13 protein-coding genes, 1 tRNA gene and 1 pseudogene are annotated in these 15274 nt (G+C 58.8%); 5 read left to right on the plus strand and 10 right to left on the minus strand.

The features are described 5' to 3' along the window. Positions 1 to 13: 13 nt before the first annotated feature. From I6L32_RS20755 to I6L32_RS20765, 3 genes are all read right to left on the minus strand, one after another. Positions 14 to 3076: an efflux RND transporter permease subunit gene (locus tag I6L32_RS20755; RefSeq protein WP_216944435.1), complete on the minus strand. Its 3063-nt coding sequence runs from the start codon at positions 3074 to 3076 to the stop codon at positions 14 to 16. Positions 3077 to 3237: 161 nt separating this feature from the next. Next, positions 3238 to 5562, minus strand: a complete 2325-nt coding sequence (locus I6L32_RS20760) for an acyl-CoA dehydrogenase (RefSeq protein ID WP_109112355.1) — start codon at positions 5560 to 5562, stop codon at positions 3238 to 3240. A gap of 47 nt (positions 5563 to 5609) precedes the next feature. After that, the gene (locus tag I6L32_RS20765) at positions 5610 to 6263 is read right to left on the minus strand and encodes a TetR/AcrR family transcriptional regulator (protein ID WP_102948662.1); all 654 of its coding nucleotides are present in this window, start codon (positions 6261 to 6263) and stop codon (positions 5610 to 5612) included. A gap of 468 nt (positions 6264 to 6731) precedes the next feature. Here I6L32_RS20765 and I6L32_RS20770 point away from each other — a divergent pair, with 468 nt between their 5' ends. Beyond that, positions 6732 to 7472: a phosphatase gene (locus I6L32_RS20770; RefSeq protein ID WP_010675345.1), complete on the plus strand. Its 741-nt coding sequence runs from the start codon at positions 6732 to 6734 to the stop codon at positions 7470 to 7472. An 87-nt stretch (positions 7473 to 7559) separates the two neighbouring features. Beyond that, positions 7560 to 7635: transfer RNA gene (locus tag I6L32_RS20775), tRNA-Thr, on the plus strand. A gap of 23 nt (positions 7636 to 7658) precedes the next feature. Here I6L32_RS20775 and I6L32_RS23225 read toward each other — a convergent pair. The 4 genes and pseudogenes from I6L32_RS23225 to I6L32_RS20785 form a co-directional block, all read right to left on the minus strand. After that, positions 7659 to 7964 (minus strand): DUF4113 domain-containing protein, encoded by a 306-nt coding sequence (locus I6L32_RS23225; RefSeq protein ID WP_227656713.1) that lies wholly within the window; start codon positions 7962 to 7964, stop codon positions 7659 to 7661. Between the two features lie 15 nt (positions 7965 to 7979). Further along, positions 7980 to 8213, minus strand: a pseudogene (locus I6L32_RS23230) (protein UmuC); the annotation flags it as partial. Positions 8214 to 8261: 48 nt separating this feature from the next. After that, on the minus strand, positions 8262 to 8414 hold the full coding sequence (locus I6L32_RS23235) for a hypothetical protein (protein WP_223925048.1): 153 nt from the start codon (positions 8412 to 8414) through the stop codon (positions 8262 to 8264). A 775-nt stretch (positions 8415 to 9189) separates the two neighbouring features. Then, positions 9190 to 10125 carry a LysR family transcriptional regulator gene (locus I6L32_RS20785; RefSeq protein ID WP_216944436.1) on the minus strand — a complete coding sequence of 312 codons (936 nt, stop codon included), beginning with the start codon at positions 10123 to 10125 and terminating at the stop codon, positions 9190 to 9192. A 360-nt stretch (positions 10126 to 10485) separates the two neighbouring features. Here I6L32_RS20785 and I6L32_RS20790 point away from each other — a divergent pair, with 360 nt between their 5' ends. The 3 genes from I6L32_RS20790 to I6L32_RS20800 are packed head-to-tail and all read left to right on the plus strand — an operon-like array spanning position 10486 to position 12973. Further along, entirely contained in the window at positions 10486 to 10890 is a 405-nt protein-coding gene (locus tag I6L32_RS20790) for an NAD(P)H-dependent oxidoreductase (protein WP_010673727.1), read from the plus strand. A 44-nt stretch (positions 10891 to 10934) separates the two neighbouring features. Next, positions 10935 to 11915, plus strand: a complete 981-nt coding sequence (locus tag I6L32_RS20795; protein ID WP_010673726.1) for a DUF1852 domain-containing protein — start codon at positions 10935 to 10937, stop codon at positions 11913 to 11915. A 32-nt stretch (positions 11916 to 11947) separates the two neighbouring features. Next, complete coding sequence (locus tag I6L32_RS20800; protein WP_182975915.1) at positions 11948 to 12973, plus strand: methionine synthase; 1026 nt, start codon at positions 11948 to 11950, stop codon at positions 12971 to 12973. Between the two features lie 215 nt (positions 12974 to 13188). Here I6L32_RS20800 and I6L32_RS20805 read toward each other — a convergent pair whose 3' ends face one another. The 3 genes from I6L32_RS20805 to radC all read right to left on the minus strand — a co-directional run bounded on the left by I6L32_RS20805 (position 13189) and on the right by radC (position 15117). Beyond that, positions 13189 to 13731: a hypothetical protein gene (locus tag I6L32_RS20805; RefSeq protein ID WP_053288302.1), complete on the minus strand. Its 543-nt coding sequence runs from the start codon at positions 13729 to 13731 to the stop codon at positions 13189 to 13191. A gap of 467 nt (positions 13732 to 14198) precedes the next feature. After that, the gene (locus I6L32_RS20810) at positions 14199 to 14561 is read right to left on the minus strand and encodes a hypothetical protein (RefSeq protein ID WP_053288301.1); all 363 of its coding nucleotides are present in this window, start codon (positions 14559 to 14561) and stop codon (positions 14199 to 14201) included. Positions 14562 to 14619: 58 nt separating this feature from the next. Then, positions 14620 to 15117: a DNA repair protein RadC gene (radC, locus tag I6L32_RS20815; protein ID WP_010673722.1), complete on the minus strand. Its 498-nt coding sequence runs from the start codon at positions 15115 to 15117 to the stop codon at positions 14620 to 14622. Between the last annotated feature and the right edge of the window lie 157 nt (positions 15118 to 15274).

A 15274-nucleotide genomic window follows, 5' to 3' on the forward strand; every position in this document is an offset into this window, starting at 1 on the left:
ATGAGCTCCTTGCTCAGGCACGCTGTCGAAGGGCGTGCGGTATGTCGGTCTGCTCCCCCAACCGCAGGAAGGCGGGCAACAGGATCAGGGTGAAGAGGGTGCTGCAACTCATGCCGCCGACGATGACGGTGGCCAGCCCCCGGTAGATTTCGCTCCCCTCGCTCGGACTCAGCATCAGGGGCAGCATGCCGAAGATGCTGGTGAGGCTGGTCATGGCGATGGGACGCATCCGGCTTTGCAGAGCATCGGTGACTGCCGACTGTCGGCTCATCCCCTCCCGCTCGGCCATCCTGGTCTGGTGCACCAGCAGAATGGCGTTGTTGACCACCAACCCGAGCAGGATGACGAAGCCGATGATAGTGAGCAAGTCCATCGGCAGCGGCGCCACCAGACCGCTCAGGTGCAGAGCCAGCACGCCGCCGACGGTGGCGAGCGGCAAGGTGAGCAGCACCAGCACGGCATCCTTGAGGGAGGCAAAGACCCCCCACAGCAGAATGAGCAGTATCATCACGGCGAACAGGAAGATGCTGCCGAGGTTGCCGAGCGCCTGCTGCAGGCTGTCGGCATTGCCGGCGACCCGCAGCTCCCCCCCGGCCGGCAGCAAGGGCCGGATGGCGGCAAAGCTCTTGTGCTGCAGGGTGTCGAGCACCTGCTCCATGCTCATCCCCGCAGGAGGCGAAATCTGCAGACTGATGCTGCGCCGCCCATCGGATCGGAAGATGCTCTCAGGCCCGAGTTGCGGCTCCACCCGCAGCAGTTCCCCAAGGGGAACGATGCGCCCGGACGGGGTAGCAAGCGGCACCGCCTTGAGCTCGTCCGGGTTGGCGGAGGCCTGCCCCATCAGCAGGATGTCGAGCCGCTCATCCCCGTCGAAATATTCGCCGACCCGCAGACCATCGCCAAAGGTCTGGATGATGGCGGGCATGGGGGAGCGATCCCAGCCCACCTCGGCCAGGCGCCTGTCCTGGGGCACCAGCCGAAGCTCGGGAGCGGTGAAATCGAGTCCGGGCTCTGGCCTGACCTGGGCGCCGGGCAAGTCCCGCTGCACTATGGTCATGCTCTCCCTGGCCGCCTGATAGAGTTCGGGTAGCCCACCCCCCTGGATCAGCAGGGAGATGCTGTTTTCACTGTCAAAACCGCCAAACAGGGACCCCTGACCGCCAAACACCCGGGTGTCGGGAATGCCCACCAGCAATTGCTTCATCAAGAGCTGCTCCAGCACCTTGATCTGGTTATCCTCCTTTGGTCGCACCCCGATCTGGGCACCGCCCGGGTAGCGCAGGATGTAGTAGTTCTTGAGGACAGGCTCCTTCTCCCCTTTCATATAGGGGTCGAGGCGGGCAATCAGGGTATCGATCACCTCCTCCCGCTGGGCCTGGAGATTGACCCCGGGGGTGAAACTCATCCAGACGTCGATGGCGTCCCGCTTCACATCCGGCAGGTAGTTCATCTTGGGCAACATCAACCAGCTCGCCAGCACAGGCCCCGTCATCATCAGGACGATGATGGCCCAGCGCCTGGGGGCGGTGGCAGTCCAGCGGATCACATGGCGAGTGGCGCGGCACCACAGGCGCTCAAAGGGATCAATCAGCCGCTCGTGCCCCATCCAGCGCGCCGCCACCGCAGGCAACACCGTGACCGCCACCACCATGGAGACGGTCACCCCGCAGGCGATGGTGAGCGCAAGATCGGCAAACAACTGCCCTTCCACGTCGTTGAGCAGGAGCACCGGCAGGAAGATGGCGACCGTGGTCAGGGTGGACGCCACCAGAGCGGTCCACACCCGGCGGGTGCCCTCCAGCGCCGCCTCTCCCTTGCTGATGTCACCCCGCTCATGGCGCCGGTAGATGCTCTCCAGCACCACGATGGCGGCGTCGAGCACCATGCCGACCGCAAACGCAATGCCCGCCAGGGAGATGATATTGAGGGTCCGCCCCATCACCTTAAGCAGGCAGAAGGTGAGCATGATGCTGATGGGAATGGCGATCGCGATCATCAGGGTCGCCTTGAGCTGGCGCAGAAAGACCCAGAGGATGGCGCAGGAGAGCAGCACCCCGAGCCCCAGGTTGGCGGTCACCATGCTCACCGCCCGGTTGATATAGAGAGAAGCGTCAAACGACTGCTCCATGTGCAGGCCGACCGGCTCCAGCACCTCCCGGTTGAGCTCCCCGACCTTGGCCTTGATCCCCTCGAGCGCCGCCAGGGCATTGGCGCCGCTCTCCTTGAAGATCTGCGCCGCGATGGCGGTGTTGCCGTTCTGGATGCGCAGCACCGGGTTCTCCTCCCGGGCCACTCTGATCTCGGCAACGTCCCGCAGATAGATGGGCAGGCCGTCACGCCAGTCCACCACCTTGTCCCCCAGGGCCGCCACGTCATAGCGACCGGCAAAGCGCAGCTTGTACTCCCAGCGGCCGATGTCGAGGGTGCCGGCCGACACATCCCAGCCCGTCGTTGCCCGGCTGGCGAGCACCGGGATCTCCACCCCCAGCTCGGCGGCGCGGTAAGGGTCGAAACGGATCTGGATCTGGCGCTCGTTGATCCCCTCGATGTCGACCGTGGACACCCCGGGGATCCGCTCCAGCTCGGGCTTGACCCTCGCCTCGATCAGCGCCTGGTGATCGTCTATCTCCCCCTTGGCGCCGGGCAGTTGCTGGATGAAGAAGAAGGTCAGGGTGTCGTTGCTGCTGTAGTTGTTGACGTAAGGGCCACCGATGTTGTCCGGCAGTCCCGAGACCCGGTTCAGGCGGGAGATGACATCAAGCTGGGCCCGCTGCATGTCGGTGCCGAGGGCAAACTCCATGTCGATTTCGGTGAAGCCGGGGTAGCTGTTGCTGCTGAGGCTCTTGAGCCCCTGTACCCCCTGCATCTCCTGCTCGATGGGATCGGTTATCTCCGACTCCATCTCCTGGGGCGAGGCCGAGCGCCAGTCCACCGTGATGTTGAGGTGAGGACGGTCTATGTCGGGAAACAGCTGGACGGGCAGTCCCCGGATGCTGAGCAGGCCCAGCAAAAAAATCAGCACGACCGAGACCGCCACCCAGATGGGGCGTTCGATCGCCGTTTTGGCGAGGTTCATTCACTCTTCCTGAGTTGTTGTTATCGGCCATTCCGATGGCCTTGCTTCCTGCCCCAAGGGTGGGGGCCATTGCATTAAACTGGAATTAATCGACCTTGTAAATGCCTGGTTAGACAACAAAAAACCGGCCACTAGGGCCGGTTGTCGCTTTACGCTCGGGGTCAGGCTGCATGCTCGACCGGGTTCGGTTGAGACAATCCTTCCAGCTCGCCAGGAGCGAAGTTGTCCACCTGGATAGCCTCGTAGCGCAGGGCATCGGCGGCCAGCAACTTGTCCGCCTCCTCCTTGCCGAGGATGGAATGGGACAGGGCCGCAGCCACCAGCTCAGGCAGCGCCAGCTTGCGGGGCAGTCTGCCCTCTTTCTGGGCCTGCACCAGCTTCTTCTCGATGGGCTGCACCGAGACCATGGCCTGGAAGGCACGCTCCATCAGCCCCACCGGATCCGCCTCATCCTTGCCCACATAACAGAGCGCGGTCAGACGATCCCGGAACTCGCCCGGCGTCATCATGGCCAGGCAGATGGCGTGGCAGCGATCGTCCGCCGGCATCTTGTAACCGACGCCGAACGGGAACACCACCCGCTTGAGTACGGCCCCCACCACCTTGTTCGGGAAGTTCTGGAAGAAGCCCTCGAACGCCTTGCCAATCAGGTAGAGGTTGCGCTCCACCGCGTACTGCACGAACGGCAGGTCAGAGACCATGCGGCCCTGATCCTCGTAATGCTTGAGGGTGGCGGAGGCCAGGTAGAGATGGCTCAGCACGTCACCCAGACGGGCGGAGATCATCTCCTTGCGCTTGAGATCCCCGCCCAGCATCAGCATGGAGACGTCGGCGCACAGGGCCAGCCCCTTGCTCATGCGAGAGAGCTGCTTGTAGTAGCGGGCGGTTTCGCCAGCTACCGGCGCGCTGTTGAACTGGCCCAGGGTCAGCCCCTGGAACAGGGCACCAAAGAAGTTGCCGGTACCGAAGGCGATGTGTTTCATCAACAGGGCGTCAAACTTCTCGAGACCGCGCTCCACATCGGTGTCGGCCGCCGCTTCCAGCTCGGCAAACACATACGGATGGCAGCGGGTGGCCCCTTGCCCGAAGATCATCAGGTTGCGGGTCAGGATGTTGGCCCCTTCCACCGTGATGGCCACCGGAATGCCCATGTAGGCGTAGCCGGTGTAGTTTTTCGGGCCCAGCTGGATGGCGCGACCGGCATGGATGTCCATGGAGTCATCCATCACCTGGCGGGCCATCTCGGTCATGTGGTACTTGGAAATCGCGGTGACGATGGCCGGTGCCTGACCCAAATCCAGGGAACCTGCTGTCATGCGACGAGCCCCTTCCAGCTGATAGGTGAGGCCGCCAATGCGGGCCAGCGCTTCCTGTACCCCTTCAAACTTGCCGATGGACATGCCGAACTGCTTGCGCACGTAGGAGTAGGCGCCCACGGTGCGGCTCGCCATGTGACCACAGGCGGTGCCAAGGGCAGGCAGCGAGATGCCGCGACCGGCGGAGAGGCACTCCACCAGCATGCGCCAGCCACGGCCGGCGTAATCCGGGCCACCGATGATCCAGTCGAGCGGAATGAACACATCCTTGCCGAAGGTCGGGCCGTTCAGGAACGCCAACCCCATGGGGTAGTGGCGATCGCCGACGCGCACGCCTGGGTGACTGGTCGGGATCAGAGCACAGGTGATGCCGATCTCTTCCTTGTCACCCAGCAGTTTTTCCGGGTCATAGAGCTTGAACGCCAGCCCCAGCACGGTGGCACGCGGCGCCAGGGTGATGTAGCGCTTGTTCCAGTTCAGACGAATGCCCAGCACCTCTTCCCCCTTGTGCATCCCCTTGCAGACGATCCCCTTGTCCGGGATGGCACCCGCATCGGAGCCCGCTTCCGGCCCGGTCAGGGCGAAGCAGGGTACCTCCTTGCCGTTGGCCAGCCCCGGCAGCCAGAAATCTTTCTGGGCCTGGGTGCCGTAATGCATCAGCAACTCGCCCGGGCCGAGGGAGTTGGGCACCATGACGGTGACCGCGACGCTCAGGCTCTTGGTGGCGATACGGGTGACGATGGTGGAGTTGGCAATCGCCGAGAACTCGCGGCCGCCGTAGGATTTCGGGATGATCAGGGAGAAGAAGCCTTCTTTCTTCAGATAGTCCCACACCGGCTCCGGCAGGTCCTTGGTCTCGTTGACGATCTTGAAGTCGTCCACCATGGCGAGCAGGGTTTCGACCTGGTTGTCGATAAAGGCCTGCTCTTCTGCGCTCAGCTCGGCCTTGCCGTAGCCGTGCAGTTTCTTCCAGTCCGGGTTGCCGCGAAACAGCTCCCCGTCCCACCAGACGGAGCCGGCCTCCATGGCCTCCCGCTCGGTGGCCGACAGGGGCGGCAGTATCTTCTTGAAGATGCCGAACACGGGGCGGGTCACCACCTTTTTACGGATGGCGGGGACACCGAGCACCACGGCTATCGCCAGCACCAGCAGGACAAGCAATGTGATCATACCGAAGTTCCTTCTATTTCACTGTTTCCGTTGATTATTGTTAGGTGTTACACGGCCAGGGAGAGCCTGGTCGACTCCACGGGCGCCCCGACACCGGACGCCAGATAAGGAATGACGTTGCGCACCAGCCCTTCCACATCGAGCTGCTGGCCAAAATCGGCCTGGGCGATGTCACGCAGGGCATCCGCAGAGGCCATGGTGAAGACGACGGTGCCCAGGGTGAAGTGCAGGCGCCAGAAGAGATCCGCTGGCGACAAATCCGGATTGGCCTTGGAGATGGCCTGGGTGATCCCGTGCAGGGTCGCCCCATAATGGGTGGTAATAAAGCGTCGCAGGTGGCCCTGACTGTCGATATAGCCGCGCCCCAGCAACTGCATGAAGAGCGCCGGGCCATTCGCCCTGACGGCCGACAGTTTCATCAGGGGTTCGACAAAGCTCTCGAACACCTGCAACAGGGTCAGCTGATCCTGCGCCATCAACGTCTGCAACCGCTCGTCCAGTGCCGGCATGAAGAGGCTCAGATAACGGTCGAGCACCGCCTGGATAAGCTCCTTCTTGGAGCCGAAGTGATAATTGACCGAAGCCAGGTTCACATCGGCCTCGCTGGTGATCAGACGCAACGAGGTATCGGCGAACCCCCGCTCGGCAAACAGCACCTCGGCGGCGTCGAGAATACGGTTCTTGGTATCGATTTTACTCACTGGACACCTCACTTAAACGAATGTTTAAAAAGTACGTTTCACGCCCACCCATGTCAAGAGAATGTGAACAAGTGTTGGCTAAATGTTTTTAATCAAAAAAGAGGGAAGATGGCGGGAACTTCGCGGCGAGACGGCACTCTATATCTATGCCACTGCAATTAAACATTAAGTCTCGCCCAACCTGCGTCATGCTAGTTGGGCATTTTTTTGCCCTGCCGTCACCCGATGCGCCGACAGAGAACCAAAAAAAACCGTCGCAGGGGCGACGGCGGGGAAAACGGGTCTGACCATCCAGTGTCGACCCATCGATGGGTGTTCAGGCTTGCATCGATGTCGCCATCCTCGCAGTGAAACGTCATCAGACTTTGTCAGCACAGACCCAAATTGTGACAAAGTATGGCAACCAGCCACATGGCCCGGCTTCGCCAATCTTGCTATGCTGTCGCCTCATGCCAGAGGGGAGAGAAGATGAAGTATACGGTCGATACCCACACGCACACCGTCGCCAGCACCCACGCCTACAGCACCATTCACGATTACCTGCCCATCGCCAAAACCAAGGGGATCAAGCTGTTCGCCACCACGGACCATGGCCCGGACATGGCAGATGCCCCGCATTACTGGCATTTCGTCAATCTGCACGTGTTGCCCAGGGTCGTGGACGGGGTCGGCATCCTGCGCGGCATCGAAGCCAACATCAAGAACATCGACGGTGAAATAGACTTCCCCGAGCGCTACGAATCGCGGCTCGACATGATCATGGCGGGCTTTCACGAACCGGTGTTCCCCCCCTGCGATCAGGCGACCCACACCCAGGCCATGATCAACGCCATTCGAAGTGGTCGGGTCGACATGATAAGCCACCCCGGCAATCCCGCCTTCCCCATCGATATTCAGGCGGTGGTCAAGGCAGCGGCAGAGTATCGAGTGGCACTGGAGGTCAACAACTCCTCGTTCAGTCACTCCCGTGCAGGTAGTGAAAGCAACTGCCGCGCCATCGTCGAGGCGGCGCGCGATCTGGGTGCCTACCTCACTTTCGGCTCCGACTCCCACGTGGCATTCAGCCTCGGCGACTTTGATCACTGCCATCGGCTGGTCACCGAAGCCAACTTCCCACATGAGCGGATCCTGGCCCGCTCCCCCCGCGCACTGCTCGATTTTCTCGAGAGCCGCGGCCGTGCTCACATCCCGGAGTTCATTGACCTCTGATATGCCTTAACATCATGAGCCAACTCATAAAATCGAGTTGGCTCAATTGACTTGTCCGGCTTTTTTCACGACTCTGAACATCAGGCCGCCGGTATAGCTCAGTTGGTAGAGCAGCGCATTCGTAATGCGAAGGTCGTAGGTTCGACTCCTATTACCGGCACCAAATAAAACAAAAAGTTAGCTTCATTACGAGGCTACCCCTTTGTGCTTTTGGGCTTGGGGTACCACATCTAGCAAACAGCAGGAACATAACTGTATCCACTTACCTAGCCACTGGCAGAGGTCCTCCCAGCGGGAGTTGTAACAGGGGCTCAGGTGCTCTTGGCGCATCATCCAATCGGCGGACCCCGTGCCTTGACTGGCCAAGCCTACGCGTCCCAATCCCTTGGCTTTGATCTGGTCCATCACAGCCATCAGCGCATCAGATTGAGCGGAGGACGGAGCAAACAGATCGGCCTGTTGCTGCCCCTTGGGAGTGAACTCACTCAGCATGACCCCTCCTTTCTGATAACGGTAACCGTCGCGCCAAATCTGCGGTAGCAACACGCCCACTTGTTGCAGCAACAACGGGGTGTCATCGCTAGGGCTGACTAGCCGAACGCCGGCCTGCTCACTGTAGTAAGGCGCTCGTTCGTCAAATGGGCTGGTTCGCACTAACAGGTGCACCCGCTGGCAACACATCCCCTCGGCACGCAGCTTATCGGCTGCGCGAGCCATAAATTCTGACAACGCTTGAACCATTTCCCTGCGGTCAGTCACGCGTTTCCCAAAGGAACGGATCGAGAGGATCTACTGCTTCGCCACCGGTTCAACGGTCAGCTCTGCGCAAGGCAAACCACGCAGCTCCTGTACGATCTGCTCGATCACCACGCAGTATTGGGCGCGTAACCCCTTGGCATCGTTAGCCACAAAGTCAGCCACGTTGTTAATGTCTTGTGCCACCACTTGACCCCCAAGCGCAGCGCGTCACACAAGTCAACGACGCCGCCAGTTGCAGGCGACTTCTTGGCTGCATAGTTGGCTAGCCTGGAAGGGTTGGCCCTTTATGCTGTTTGTGGATGAGCGAGACGGTGGGGCGTCAACGAGCGCAGTCAGCTGTCTCATTGATAACCGGCTTGCAATTGAGACGGTCCAACTGGTGCAGCGAGCCGTATTGGGCCACCAGTCGGTCTATGGCCATCTGGGCGCAGGCTGTTCTGCTGGGCTTATTTTCAGGTATTGCATAACGAGCGGTGAGCCGGCCGCCGAGCAGTGCTATCCGGTAGCAACTTGGGATGTGCGTGAGCGACGTCCCTATATCCCTACCGTGAATGAGGAAAGGCACGCTTTGCCCAGTGATGGCCATTTCACACCACCGATTTACTTTCAAAATGGTGGGTCACAGCGCCCGCCTCCGGGTTGATGCTGATAAACGCCGGGGCCTGCGGGTTGGGTTCGTGGGTTTGCAGGCTCGAAGTAGTGTGCCTCCAGCGTGCACCGGCGATAAAGGTCGATCAGCTTGCCTTTGGCAACTGCATCAGGTGGCGACGACACTCCTCCGCCGACGGAATATGCGCTTTCCTGATGAGCTGAAGGTAAATATCTTGCGCCAGATCTGCGGCATCGCAGGTATTGCCCAGCCTGTGCCTTAGCAGCGAGCAGAGCCCGTTATGCCTGAGTGTGTCTATTGATTCAAACCGCCTAGTAGGGGAAGCGGCTTGCGTTCGATTAGGAGGGGTCATTCTTGATCTTTTTGAGGATGAGCAATGAAAGTGGCGTCGGCCATGGCCCGGGCTGGCTGGTGTGCCAGTTCGATGAAGGCGCGCACATAGTCGATATTGGTATCAGCCTCGCGAGTGCCTAAGAAGATCTGTTTGGCTATGCCGTGCGGCCCCAGCCGTAGGGGCACCACCCCCATCCTAACGGCGTACTCGTCGACCAACCAGCGTGGCAAGGCTGCCACGCCACGGCCGCTGGCCACCATCTGCACCATGATGTCGGTGGTTTCTATGGTTTTGTGGCGCTTGGGCGTAACACCCGCCGGTAGCAGGAACTGGTTGTAGATATCTAGGCGCTCGATGTCCACAGGGTAGCTGATCAGTACTTCGCTAGTCAGTTGCTGGGGCTTCACATAGGAGGCTGAAGCCAGGGAGTGGTCTTTGGCTACGACGAGCACCTGTTCATAATCGAACACAGACTCGTAATCAAGGCCCGGTTTGTAGAGCGGGTCGGGGGTTACCAGCAGATCGATCTCGTAGCCAAACAGAGCGCCAATACCGCCAAACTGGAACTTCTGTTTCACGTCCACCTCCACGTCCGGCCAAGCCGTGAGGTAGGGCGAAACCACCTTGAGTAACCATTGGTAGCAAGGGTGGCATTCCATGCCGATGCGCAGCGTGCCACGCTCGCCCTGCGCGAACTGGCTAAGGCGCTCTTCGGCCAGATCAAACTGGGGTAGAACACGATTGGCCACGGCCAGCAGGTAGTGACCTGCCTGCGTTAGACGCAGGCTTCGGCCTTCGCGCAGCCAGACGTCGGTACCCAGCTGTTGCTCGAGCTTTTTCATGCTGTGGCTCAAGGCTGACTGAGTGACATTCAGTACCCCCGCAGCGGCTGTCAGCGATCCTTGCTTTTCGACCTGCTGAACGATGTTGAGATGGATGCGCTCAAGCATTCAATGAATTCTACTCATAGATGTGTGAATTAAAACCATTTTAATTCATTGTCTCGGGTCGGCACAATCACCGTCATCTACTCTACGTATTCGTCGGTGCAGCCATGGTCCCGTCTAAAAATTCGAATGTCCCGAACGTCGGGGACGCTAGCCAAGCAGTATCGTCCTGGTCGACTGATATGAAGACCAAAATAACACGTCCACTCCGCGTAGTAGCTGTTTCAGGTGCACTTCAAAGCCCCTCCAAATCTGCAAGTTTGGCGCAGTACCTGATTGCCGATCAGGTGCTGTGTCAGCCGAAACTGGTCGATTTGGGGGCTGCTAGCACCGCAGCTAACGGGGTCAGTCTGGCGCACTCAGGTGACGGATGCCGTAGAGCAGGCGCTGGCCGTGGTCGAGGAGGCCGACGTTCTGGTGGTCGCCACCCCAGTTTTCCGTGGCTCGTACACAGGGCTGTTCAAGCGCTTCTTTGACCTCATAGGACAAGACACCCTGACCGACAAGCCCGTGTTACTAGCCGCTACTGGCGGCAGTCAAGGCCACGCATTGGTGATTGATCATCAGATTCGACCACTGTTCAGTTTTTTCCAGGCACGTACTTTGCCATTAGGTGTCTATGCCACCGACAAGGACTTCGTGGAGCACGACCTGAGCGACCAAGCATTGATCGAGCGGGCCAGGCTGACGGTTCAACGGGCTTTGCCCTTGCTTGAGCTAACGCGCAATGCCAGACACTCTGCAGCCGAGCGCATGCTAACAGTCTGAAAAACCATCGTCCTTAATTGCAATAATCATTACAGGGAAGCGTCATGAGCCAAGACTTCACATTCAGCCTCAATAGCATCACTTTCGATGAAAGCTATCAACCATTGGACGGAACTCGCCTCACCACAAATTTCGCCAATCTGGCGCGTGGAGAGGGCCGCCAACAAAACTTGCACAAAACCCTGAAGATGATCAACAACCGTTTCAATGACCTGGCGCATTGGGACAATCCCACGGGTAATCGCTACGCGGTTGAACTCGAGATCATCTCTGTTGAGATGTACAGTGGCATGCTGACCAGCACTGCGTTTCCGCTGATCGAGATCCTGAAGACCCACATCATCGACACGAAGTTGAACCGGCGCATTGATGGCATCGTGGGCAACAATTTCTCGTCGTATGTGCGCGATTACGACTTCAGCGTCGTGCTGCCTGAGTACAATGCTGCACGGGCGGAGTTCAGCATCCCCGACGATTTCGGCGTGCTGCATGGCAAGCTGTTCAAGCTTTTCGTCAACTCCGGCACCTATCAAGAACGATTTAGCAAGCTTCCAGTCATTTGCCTGAGTGCAGCGACCAGCAAAACTTACCAGCGCACGACCAATCATCACCCAATCCTCGGCGTTGAGTACCAGCAAAACGAGCTGTCATCGACCGACCTGTACTTTGCAAAAATGGGGATGCAGGTTCGCTTTTTCATGCCGCCCAAGAGCGTGGCTCCATTGGCTTTCTACTTCTTTGGCGACCTGCTGAGCGACTACACCGATCTCGAACTGATCGGTACCATCAGCACGATGGAAACGTTCCAGAGGATCTACCGCCCCGAGATCTATAACGCCAACTCGGTGGCAGGACAGCTCTATCAACCAAGTCTGAAGTCCGAGGACTACTCGCTGACGCAAATCGTCTATGACCGAGAGGAACGAAGCCAGTTGGCTGTCAAACAGGGCAAGTTCACTGAAGAGTACTTCATCAAACCGTACCAAGACGTCCTTGAACAATGGGTCGCCGAATCCACGTACTGATCTGACCGGCATTTGCCTTGAAGGAACACATTATGTTTGAAACTTCCATCACTGGTAGCCTGCCCAAACCGGCCTGGCTAGCTGAAACCAACAAGCTCTGGCCCCAATGGGCGGCTAAGGGTGATGCACTCCTGCAGGCCAAAGCCGACGCAACTCTGCTATGGATCAAGGCCCAGGAAGACGCTGGGCTGGATATCGTGTGCGATGGAGAGCAATCGCGTCAGCACTTCGTGCATGGCTTTCTGGAACAGGTCGAGGGCATCGACTTCGAGCACAAAGTGAAGATGGGCATCCGTGACAACCGTTACGATGCAATGGTGCCGCAGGTGGTTTCCGACTTGCGCCTGAAGGGCCGCGTACATGCCTTCGAGGCCCAACTGGCTCGAGCGCACACCAAGAAGAAGCTGAAGTTTACCCTGCCTGGCCCGATGACCATCGTCGACACGGTGGCAGACCGCTTCTACGGAGACAAGGCCAAGATGGCCTTTGCCTTCGCCGAATTACTTAACCAGGAGGCCCTGGCACTGCAGGCCGACGGTGTGGACATTATCCAGTTCGACGAGCCAGCCTTCAATGTCTACATGAAGGACGTAGCCGATTGGGGCGTTCGGGCGCTCGAGCGTGCGGCGCAGGGTCTGCACTGTAAGACAGTGGTACACATCTGCTATGGCTACGGTATCCAGGCCAATACTGACTGGAAGAATACCCTGGGCGATGAATGGCGCCAGTACGAGACGGTGTTTCCTGCGCTGGCCAAAAGCAGCATCGACCAGGTGAGTTTGGAATGCATGCACTCGCACGTGCCCCTCGAACTGCTGAAATTACTGGAGGGCAAGGATGTGCTGGTTGGCGTGATCGATGTGGCCACAGACGTAGTCGAAACGCCCGAAGAAGTTGCTGATGCTATCGGCCAAGCCCTGCAATTCGTGCCAAAGGAGCGGTTATTCCCCTGCACGAACTGCGGCATGGCGCCCATGCCGCGTGACGTGGCTCAGCGCAAGCTACAGGCCTTGGCTGAGGGCACGAAGTTGGCCAAGGAGCGCTTGGCCGCCAAGTAAGCACCGGTTCTGTCCAATAGGGCCCGTGGATGTGAAAGGTCGCGCCTGCACTGCAGGCGCGACCTTTATACTATTGATGACATTACGTGGTGAGTTCGAGAGGGACGAGTCCTATGGGATTACAGTTTGGGCTGGAGGATGTAATTGCCAATTCGCAAGGAAACTGTCTGGCGATTAGAAACACAAGGTGTCTAAAGAAGCCAGGGCGATTCATTTCACACCTCCGGCTTGCGTTCAAAGTGGCGGGTTACAACGCCCGCTTGCGGGTCGATGCTGATAAACGCCGGTGCCTGAGGGTGGTACAGGTAGAGCCGCGCCAATTCAGCGCTAAACGCCTCGACGTTCGGTGCAATCACATGACTGGTATCCCCCTCCGCGTAGGTAAACGTCTCCAGCTTTTCCGTGTGAATCCAGATACCGAAGTACCAAGCGTCTTCATCGGTGTCGTATTGCTGCCAGCCCTGGGCCAACAGCGTCCGGTCGTAGTAGTAACGGTCAGCCTGATGGCTCCCCCGGTCGATGTGGCAACCCGTTCCGGTGAGCTCAAGCGAGATACGCCCTACCTTCAGAGCCTTCTTGACCCGGCGCAAGAGTGTGAGGGCCTTGGCTCGGCTGCGGCCATTACCAAGCGGGAGTGGCTGCTTAGCCCGTAATGCCAGGTGGCTCATTATCTTCGGCGCGGTGTTGTGGTTGAGCTGGCCGATGGCAGTGGTGATCTGTCGGGCGGACAGGGTGTGGTAATCACTCATGTCATGCATGGTTGGGCTTCCTTCAAATGCAAACAGCCCCTCGATGTGAGGGGCTGAATGGGGTTGTGGTTGGTTGTATTAGGGGTGGTGACAGAAGTGAACACAAGGGCTCTTGGGGGGTGACATCAATTATCGAGGGAAGACTCTTGTCATCCTCTCAAGACCAGTCGAATGTGGACTGACGGCCTACAACCATTGCTTGAGGCGGTTGACGTCTCACTGATAGCAGCGTTGGTGGCTGTGCCAAATCACCCGCTCGGCGGCAGCTTCCTGTAGCGCAGTGGTCACGATGCGGGGAAGAACCAGATTTGTTCCATCCCAGTTATCCAGGGCCAGCACGCCGGAACGCACCTGTCCTGCCAACTACGTGTCGATCTTTTGGGTCAGCTCCAGCACGATGCGCTCATCGATATGGGCTCAGAGCATGGTAATAGTGAGCTCTGGCGCCATTAGTGGTGCTGTGGACGTTGTCATGCTCATGTGTGACTACTCCAATCTGGCGCATCATTGCTGCCATGGTTGACGTAGGCCCCGACAATCACCCGTTGCCACTCGCCGACCGGTTGGCCCGCTGCATTACAGGGGCAACGAAAGCGGGCAAAGCTAATCTCTCGTGGCAGGTGCTCACGCATGTCACGTGGACTGACAAAGAGCATGGTCTTGTACAGCACCGGGTTGGGCGCGACCAACAGATTACCGATACGCCGCCCTTCGATATCGTGGGCATAGGCGAAACCTGGCAGCATCAACTGCTGGGCGATGAGCTTTGCCAGCCCAGGATGTACACACATAGCTTCCGCCACGGCGGCCTGACTAAAGCTGTCGATGAACTCAATCATACTGAGCTCCTTTGATGTTTGATGTAAACCCAGAAGGGATGAATCGGGGGAACATGGATTACAGCATTCCACGCTCAGCCATGGAGACGACCCCTTCGGCGCCAATCACCAGGTGGTCAAGTAGGCGGACATCCACTAGCGCAAGGGCATTGCGCAGGACGTCCGTGATTTGCTTATCCGAAAGGCTGGGCTCCGGGTAACCAGAGGGATGATTGTGGGAGCAGAGGATAGCTGCACTGTTAAGCGCCAAGGCTCTCTTGACCACTTCTCTTGGATGCACACTGGCAGCAGTCAAGGTCCCGTGAAACAACTCCTCCAGGGCGATAACGCGATGTTGATTATCAAGAAACAGCACGGCAAAGGTCTCCCGCTCTCGTCCTTGAAGCAGGGTTTGCAATCGTTGAGCTGCCATCTGGTGAGAGGTGATTGCAGAACCTTTGGCAAGTCGCTTGCGGGCAACCTGGTTGGCCATATGCAGCAGGTCTTGCTCGGTCACCGGTTCGGTGACGACATAGGTGCCAGGGAATTCCCCAGCCTTGAGTTTGTGGTAACGCATTATGGGTTTCTCCAAATAAACAAAAACCCCGACACGCAGATAGCATGTCGGGGTTAAAGAGAGGTAATTGGGGCACACCTAGGGGAGATCAGGTGGCTTTGGGAATAGCTCCGGCTCTCGACGCTGGCGTACTCTTCGCCGGCATCAGCGACTCTGG

Source organism: Aeromonas sp. FDAARGOS 1402 (assembly GCF_019046925.1).
Classification (GTDB): domain Bacteria; phylum Pseudomonadota; class Gammaproteobacteria; order Enterobacterales; family Aeromonadaceae; genus Aeromonas; species Aeromonas caviae.

Coding starts and splice junctions, on each gene's coding strand:
- I6L32_RS20770 (WP_010675345.1), top strand. CDS start 6,732: ATGAAGTATACGGTCGATACCCACACGCACACCGTCGCCAGCACCCAC.
- I6L32_RS20760 (WP_109112355.1), bottom strand. CDS start 5,562: ATGATCACATTGCTTGTCCTGCTGGTGCTGGCGATAGCCGTGGTGCTC.
- I6L32_RS20805 (WP_053288302.1), bottom strand. CDS start 13,731: ATGCATGACATGAGTGATTACCACACCCTGTCCGCCCGACAGATCACC.
- I6L32_RS20810 (WP_053288301.1), bottom strand. CDS start 14,561: ATGATTGAGTTCATCGACAGCTTTAGTCAGGCCGCCGTGGCGGAAGCT.
- I6L32_RS20785 (WP_216944436.1), bottom strand. CDS start 10,125: ATGCTTGAGCGCATCCATCTCAACATCGTTCAGCAGGTCGAAAAGCAA.
- I6L32_RS23225 (WP_227656713.1), bottom strand. CDS start 7,964: ATGCTGAGTGAGTTCACTCCCAAGGGGCAGCAACAGGCCGATCTGTTT.
- I6L32_RS20755 (WP_216944435.1), bottom strand. CDS start 3,076: ATGAACCTCGCCAAAACGGCGATCGAACGCCCCATCTGGGTGGCGGTC.
- I6L32_RS20800 (WP_182975915.1), top strand. CDS start 11,948: ATGTTTGAAACTTCCATCACTGGTAGCCTGCCCAAACCGGCCTGGCTA.
- I6L32_RS20795 (WP_010673726.1), top strand. CDS start 10,935: ATGAGCCAAGACTTCACATTCAGCCTCAATAGCATCACTTTCGATGAA.
- radC (WP_010673722.1), bottom strand. CDS start 15,117: ATGCGTTACCACAAACTCAAGGCTGGGGAATTCCCTGGCACCTATGTC.